Below are 1,854 nucleotides of genomic sequence, written 5' to 3'. Positions count from 1 at the left end.
AAGCGCGGCACTGGTGGATAGGCCCCACCCCAACCCCTCCCCTGAAGGAGAGGGGCTACATAGGGTAACCAACCGACGCTACGCCTGTTCGGCTTCCTTGCGTGCGCGTTCCTCGTAGAAGTTGCGGACCACGTCCCACGCCTCTTCGGCGGTCTCGACATAGGTGAAGATGCCCAGGTCACGCTCGGACACGACGCCTTCCTCGACCAGCGCCTCGAAATTGACGACCCGCTCCCAGAAGGCGCGGCCGAACAGCAGCACCGGGATAGGCTGGATCTTGCCGGTCTGGATCAGGGTCAGCAGCTCGAACAGCTCGTCGAACGTGCCGAACCCGCCCGGGAACGCCGCCAGCGCGCGGGCGTGCAGCAGGAAGTGCATCTTGCGCAGCGCGAAATAGTGGAACTGGAGGCTCAGCGACGGCGTGACGTACGGGTTGGGCGCCTGCTCGTGCGGCAGGACGATGTTCAGGCCCACCGACTCAGCGCCGACGTCCGCCGCGCCGCGATTGGCGGCTTCCATGATCGAGGGGCCGCCGCCCGAGCACACCACGAACTGGCGCATCCCGCGATCGTCGCGGGGCAGGCGGCTGGTGATCTGCGCGAGTTCGCGCGCGATGTCATAGTATTTGCTCTTGGCGACGAGGTTCTCGGCGATCTTGCGCGACTTGTCGTCATGCGCCAGCGCCAGTAGCGCCTCGGCCTTGGCCGGCTCGGGAATGCGCGCCGAGCCATAGAAGACGAAGGTCGAGGCGATCTTGGCCTCTTCGAGCAGCAACTGCGCCTTCAGCAGCTCCAGCTGGAAACGGACGGGGCGAAGGTCTTCGCGCAGCAGGAAGTCCATGTCCTGAAAGGCCAGCGTATAGGCGGGGCTTTCGGTCTGCGGCGTCGAGACGATCGTCTTGGCGCTCTCGGCGTCCTGGCTGGCATTGGGGAAGACGCGGTTCGGTACTTGGGTCTTATCGGTCATTTTGGGTGATGTAGGATATCGCAAGCCCCCGCGCTACCGGCAAAAATGCGCGGCATCATCCTCCAGATGCAGGTGGTTGCGGTGCGCCGCGTTATAGTCGGGGCTCAGCACCGTGCCGAAGCGCTTGCAGGCCGAGGCGCGGATCGTCGTCCAGAACTGACGCACCTGCGGGTCGGTCGAATGCCAGTCGTTCAGCAGGCTGATCCGCCGCCCGTCCTTCAGCACGAAGCCGCCGATATCGACCGCATTGGCCAGCGCATGGCCCGAGCGCCGGTCCCCGATCCGCTTGGTCCCGACGATGTTGCGACAGGCATAGGTGCCCATCCCCTCGACCTTGACCAACGGCGAGCCGAGGATCTGCCATGCGGCGGGGGCGACGGCGTTGCGCACCCATCCGGCAAAGGCGCGCGCATTGCCGCATCGCATCGCGGTGACGCCGGTGACGGGCACGCCGATATCGGTCAGCTGCACCGCGCCATACAGGCCGCACCCCGGCCCCAATTCCCTGTCGGGCAGGCGGCGATAATCCACGCCCTCGCGCCGCAGATCGGCCTCGCACTGCGCGGTTTCGCGAATCGGCGGGCGATAGGGTTCGGGGCGCGAGGCCTGCTGCACCGGGCGTTCGGAGCGGTCGGGCCGACCACAGGCGGAAAGGAGCGCTGCCCCCAGAATCGGAGCGGCGAGAAACAGGGGGACGCGAACCATACGCCCCCTTGTCCACGGCACTTGCGCATTTGTCAGCCCCGATCAGCCATTCTGAGGCGTGTCTGCGACATACGCGGGCCTTAGCTTTGCTTATTCTTCCCTCTCCCCTGGATAGGGGAGAGGGTTAGCGAAGCTTGCCAGCGTGGCTGGCTAGCGCAGCTTGGGTGAGGGGTCGAGCGAGCC

The 1,854-nt window shown here is 66.0% G+C and carries 2 protein-coding genes; both read right to left on the bottom strand.

What is annotated here, in order from left to right:
- Nucleotides 1-78: 78 nt before the first annotated feature.
- Entirely contained in the window at nucleotides 79-966 is an 888-nt protein-coding gene (locus tag SP5_RS16175; protein ID WP_042490639.1) for an LOG family protein, read from the bottom strand.
- 33 nt (nucleotides 967-999) lie between these two features.
- On the bottom strand, nucleotides 1,000-1,671 hold the full coding sequence (locus SP5_RS16170) for an extensin family protein (RefSeq protein WP_042490638.1): 672 nt from the start codon (nucleotides 1,669-1,671) through the stop codon (nucleotides 1,000-1,002).
- Nucleotides 1,672-1,854 lie beyond the last annotated feature (183 nt).

The sequence above is a fragment of the Sphingomonas parapaucimobilis NBRC 15100 genome (genome assembly GCF_000787715.1).
Lineage (GTDB): Bacteria > Pseudomonadota > Alphaproteobacteria > Sphingomonadales > Sphingomonadaceae > Sphingomonas > Sphingomonas parapaucimobilis.
This window is presented reverse-complemented; position numbering and strand designations above follow the sequence as displayed.

Excerpts from the sequence above, each read along its gene's own strand:
- SP5_RS16175 (WP_042490639.1), bottom strand. The coding sequence starts at position 966 with ATGACCGATAAGACCCAAGTACCGAACCGCGTCTTCCCCAATGCCAGC.
- SP5_RS16170 (WP_042490638.1), bottom strand. The coding sequence starts at position 1,671 with ATGGTTCGCGTCCCCCTGTTTCTCGCCGCTCCGATTCTGGGGGCAGCG.